Origin of the sequence: Streptomyces longispororuber, assembly GCF_024448165.1 — a bacterium.
Taxonomy (GTDB): Bacteria; Actinomycetota; Actinomycetes; order Streptomycetales; family Streptomycetaceae; genus Streptomyces; species Streptomyces longispororuber_A.
This window is the reverse complement of sequence record NZ_JAMOLN010000371.1, coordinates 1-4225: the sequence shown is the minus strand read 5'-3', so window position 1 is coordinate 4225 and position 4225 is coordinate 1. Positions and strand designations below refer to the sequence as shown.

Annotated in this window: 5 protein-coding genes; all 5 read right to left on the bottom strand. The window is 71.6% G+C overall.

Features of this window, described 5'->3' with window-relative positions; genetic code table 11:
* On the bottom strand, positions 1-1088 hold a 1088-nt coding region (locus M4J07_RS46795), incomplete at its 3' end, for a choice-of-anchor A family protein (protein WP_255983322.1).
* Between the two features lie 178 nt (positions 1089-1266).
* A complete protein-coding gene (locus M4J07_RS46790) occupies positions 1267-2124 on the bottom strand; it encodes a fumarylacetoacetate hydrolase family protein (RefSeq protein WP_255983320.1) in 858 nt (285 codons plus the stop codon).
* A gap of 142 nt (positions 2125-2266) precedes the next feature.
* Positions 2267-3031 (bottom strand): YidC/Oxa1 family membrane protein insertase, encoded by a 765-nt coding sequence (locus tag M4J07_RS46785; protein ID WP_255983318.1) that lies wholly within the window; start codon positions 3029-3031, stop codon positions 2267-2269.
* A gap of 114 nt (positions 3032-3145) precedes the next feature.
* The gene (locus M4J07_RS46780) at positions 3146-3463 is read right to left on the bottom strand and encodes a DUF6412 domain-containing protein (RefSeq protein ID WP_255983316.1); all 318 of its coding nucleotides are present in this window, start codon (positions 3461-3463) and stop codon (positions 3146-3148) included.
* A gap of 43 nt (positions 3464-3506) precedes the next feature.
* Positions 3507-4034, bottom strand: coding sequence for a winged helix-turn-helix transcriptional regulator (locus tag M4J07_RS46775; protein WP_255983314.1), 528 nt, complete (start codon positions 4032-4034; stop codon positions 3507-3509).
* Positions 4035-4225: the final 191 nt, after the last annotated feature.

Sequence of the window (4225 nt, the reverse complement as noted above, 5' to 3'; positions counted from 1 at the left end):
GTGGGCGTCGGCGTCGGTGTGGGACTGGCGTCGTCACACGTAGGCAGGTCTCCGACGAACGGGTAGGCGTGGAACTCCTGGCCCCCGCCGCCCCCGGTCGCCGACGCGTGGGTGAGGGAACCGGCCGAGTAGAAACGGCCGTTGAAGCCGGACATGGTCACCGTCGTCGTACTGGCGGGGTTGCCGATCAGGGCGCTGCCGGAGAACTGCGTGGTGCCGCTCAGCGTCACGTCCGTCGCGTCCGGGAAGTTCCACAGCAGCCGGTCGCGCAGGTCGGCCGGGAGCATCGCCTCGTACGAGTTGATCTCCCGCGCGTCCCCGTAGACGTTCACGAGGACGGTGGCGCCGGCCGGGATGCCGTCGAACCGGAAGCCGGCCTGCCCACCCGTCGTGCTGACCATGTCGAAGTCGACGTCGAAGATCTGGATCGGTGAGGTGCCGTCTCCGGTGAAGACGGTGGTGCTGCCGTCGTTGACGGCGGTGCCGGTGGGGGTGCGGCGGGCACCGTCGACGTACGCGTAGCACTGGCTGGCGTCGGTGAGCTGCTGCCGCAGCGCCGTGTAGGGCGCGGCCGCGTCGGGGTCGGCGACGCGCTGCGTCTCGATGGTGCCGGTGAGCGTCCCGCCGTACCGCACCCGGCCGCTGGCGCTGGCGTCCTCCACGACGAGCCGCTCCCCCGCGTCGACGGTCACGTTCCCGCCTGCGGTGAGGAAGTCCGTGCCGTCGTCCGGCGGGACCCGCGAGCCGACACCGGCGACGCCGACGTTGTAGATCTGCGAGACGCCGGCGTCCTTGTCCTGGTCGTAGTTCCCGAGGATGACGACCTTGCCCTCCGCCTCGGCGGCGGACCGGCGGACGGCCATGTCGCCGCCGACGAAGATGTTGATGTTGTTGTCCCGGCCGGTCGGGGTGCCGTTGTTCGGGTCCGGGAAGGGGGCCGGGCAGTTGCTTCCCAGGCAGGGCCCGAGCCCCCCGGGCAGCGGATCGGCGAACGCGGGCCCGGCGACGGCCGCGACGACGACCAGCGCGGCCGAGGCGACACCGACGGACAACCGGACGGAACGAAGACGTGTACGGGTTTCTCCCATATACGCACTATGTGAATTAGGTCGGGTCGACGGGCCGCAGACACGCGGAGGGGCACCCCCGAACGGAGGCGCCCCGCCAGGGGCGCGGGGAACGGCGCGAGCAACCACAACGAACCCGCACCCGCAGACAGCCCCCACGCCCAACGGCGCCCAAACACCCCCGCCCCGAGCGGAGCGCTTACGCGTCCTTGAGCTCCTGCCGCTGCCGCCCCAGCCCCTCGATCTCCAGCTCCACCACGTCACCGGACCGCAGATACGGCTTGGGCTCGGGACGCCCCATGGCGACGCCGGCCGGCGTCCCCGTGTTGATGACGTCACCCGGGTAGAGCGTCATGAACTGGCTCACGTAGCGCACCACTTCCGCCACGGAGAAGATCTGGTCGGCGGTGGAGCCGTCCTGCTTCAGTTCCCCGTTCACCCACAGCTTGAGGCCGAGCGCCTGCGGGTCGGGCACCTCGTCCGCGGTCACCAGCCACGGCCCGAGCGGGTTGAACGTCTCGCAGTTCTTGCCCTTGTCCCACGTACCGCCGCGCTCGATCTGGAACTCGCGCTCGGACACGTCGTGCGCCACCGCGTACCCGGCCACACACGCGAGCGCGGCCTCCTGGGACTCGACGTAGCGGGCCGTACGTCCGATCACCACGGCCAGCTCCACCTCCCAGTCGGTCTTGGTCGAGCGGCGCGGCACGAGCACCGTGTCGTGCGGCCCGACCACCGTGTCGGCGGCCTTGAAGAAGACGACGGGCTCGGCGGGCGGCTCGGCGCCGGTCTCCCTGGCGTGGTCGTGGTAGTTCAGGCCGATGCACACGACCTTGCCGATGCGGGCGACCGGCGGCCCGGTGCGCAGGCCCGCCCCGTCAAGGGCGGGCAGGTCGCCGGAGGCGGCGGCCTCCCGGATCCGGCTCAGCGCGGCATCGTCCGCGAGCAGCGCCCCGTCGATGTCCGCGACCAGGTCCGACAGGTCGCGCAGGGTCCCTTCGGCGTCGAGGAGCGCAGGGCGCTCGGCTCCGGCGGGACCGACTCGCAGCAGCTTCATTGGGGTAACTCCCTCTGAACTAGGAGAAGCCTCCATGGCCAGGTGCGGCCTAAGCCATCGGAGGTCTGGTCGATCCTCCAAGTTCGGCGTCCAGTCCGCAATACCCCGTTCACGGACTGGACCCGGCGCCCCGGAGCTCCGCCTACAGGACGGGCGCGGCCGCGGCGACCCCGGACGGCATGTCCCGGTAGAGCACGGCCCGCTCGATCGCGCTCCAGGTCGTCGACGTGACGACGTACAGCGCGGCGGCGAGCGGCACCACGGCCACCGAGAAGAGCGTCATGAACGACATGAACGGCATGAACTTGCTCATCGCCGCCATGCCGGGCACCTGCTGGTCACTGCCCGCCGACTGCGCGGCGGACAGCGCCATCTGCTGCTTGGTCCGCCGGTAGTTGAAGGTGGCGACGGCGGCGACGAGCGCGAACAGCACCACGTACACGAGGCCCTGCGCCCCGAAGAGCCCGCCGTGCGCGAGCGCGTCGGTGAAGCGTCCGCCGAGTTCGGCGGAGCCGAGGGTGTGGCCGAGCAGGGCGTTGGGCTCGCCGCCGATGCTGCGGCTGGAGAACAGGTGGTAGAGCAGGAAGAACGCCGGCATCTGGAACAGCATGGGCAGGCAGCCCGAGAGCGGGGAGACCTTCTCCTCGCGGTGCAGTTCCATGATCGCCTTCTGCAGCGCCTCGGGGTTCTTCTTGTGCTTCTTGCGCAGCTCGGCGATGCGCGGCTGCAGCTTGAGCCGCTCGCGCTGGCCGCGCGCGCCGGCCCGGGAGAGCGGGTGCACGAGGAGCCGTACGAACGCGGTGAACAGGATGATCGCGGCGGCGGTCGCCGAGCCGTGGAACAGCGGGTCGAGGAGGTCGGCGAGATGCTCGACCAGGCTGGCGAAGACGGACATGAACGACGACATGGGTGAGCCCTCCGGGGGTCTCGTCGTGCCGGAACCGACGCACGGACAGGCGTGCGCGAGGAAGGGATTTCGGCGTGACGGACTGCGTGGGCCCAGCGCCCGTGGAGGGGTGGGTCAGCAGGCCGTCGGGACGAGACGTCCCGGTGCTCGGGGCCTGGTGCGCCCCTTGGCGTCGGGATCGCGCTGCGGGAGGAACGCGGTGCGCTGCTCCCGGTCGCGGATCGCGGTGCGCACTCTGGCCGGCGGCACGGCGGTCGCGCTGCGCGCGGCGAGCAGGGAGCAGACGGCGAGCGCGGAGCCCGCGGCGGCGGTCGCGGCGAGCGCGACGGCCCCGGCGAGGCTGCCGGTGTCGACGAGGACGGCCTGGACGAGGAGGAACAGCAGCAGCGCGGCGGGACGCAGGGTCGTGGACCAGCTGCTCGTGCGCGTCATGGGCTCCTCCTCTCCTTCTGCCCGATACGGGCGTTCCTGCCAGTTATACAGGCTCGGTCACCACGGGCTGAAGCAGGCGCCGGGGTTCGAGGAGCGCGCGGCTGACCGGATCGGCGGGGTCCGGGTCGAGCCCCTCGCCCGGCAGCATCTCGACTTCCTCCAGCGGGACAAGGCCTCCGCAGCCGGTGCACTCCCCCACGACCCCGAGCGGGGAGCCGCACGTGACGTGCCGGAACTCACGCATCGGCGCGGTCCCGGGAATGCCCCGCCCCCACGCGCCGAGCGCCCGCAGCGCCGGCCACAGCTCGCGTCCGCGCTCGGTGACGACGTACTCGTCGCGCGGCGGCGACTCCTGGTAGCGCCGCTTCTCCAGGACCCCGGCGGCGGTGAGCGCCTGGAGGCGGGCGGCGAGGACGGCGCGGGGGATGCCCAGGTGGACGAGGAAGTCGTTGTAGCGCCGCACGCCGTACAGCGCGTCGCGGACGACGAGGAGCGTCCAGCGCTCGCCGACGACCTCCAGCGCGCGGGCGATGGAGCACTCCTGGGTCGCGTAGTCCTTGCCGAGAGCCATGCCCCCACTGTAGCCACTTTTCCGCTTCTTGGTTCAGTGACCGAACCTACCGTGCTACGGTCGGGCTCTCGGTAAGTTCATTCACTGAACCTGAATCTGGATGGGCCCACCCATGCCACAGCCCCAGCCCGTACGCGCCTCGGCGCCCGCCTCCAGGCGCTCACCGCCGCCGGGGTCCTGGAGAAGCGGCG

What these genes read in the sequence shown, in the direction of transcription:
- M4J07_RS46790 (WP_255983320.1), bottom strand. Translation starts at nt 2,124, where the DNA reads ATGAAGCTGCTGCGAGTCGGTCCCGCCGGAGCCGAGCGCCCTGCGCTC.
- M4J07_RS46785 (WP_255983318.1), bottom strand. Translation starts at nt 3,031, where the DNA reads ATGTCGTCGTTCATGTCCGTCTTCGCCAGCCTGGTCGAGCATCTCGCC.
- M4J07_RS46780 (WP_255983316.1), bottom strand. Translation starts at nt 3,463, where the DNA reads ATGACGCGCACGAGCAGCTGGTCCACGACCCTGCGTCCCGCCGCGCTG.
- M4J07_RS46775 (WP_255983314.1), bottom strand. Translation starts at nt 4,034, where the DNA reads ATGGCTCTCGGCAAGGACTACGCGACCCAGGAGTGCTCCATCGCCCGC.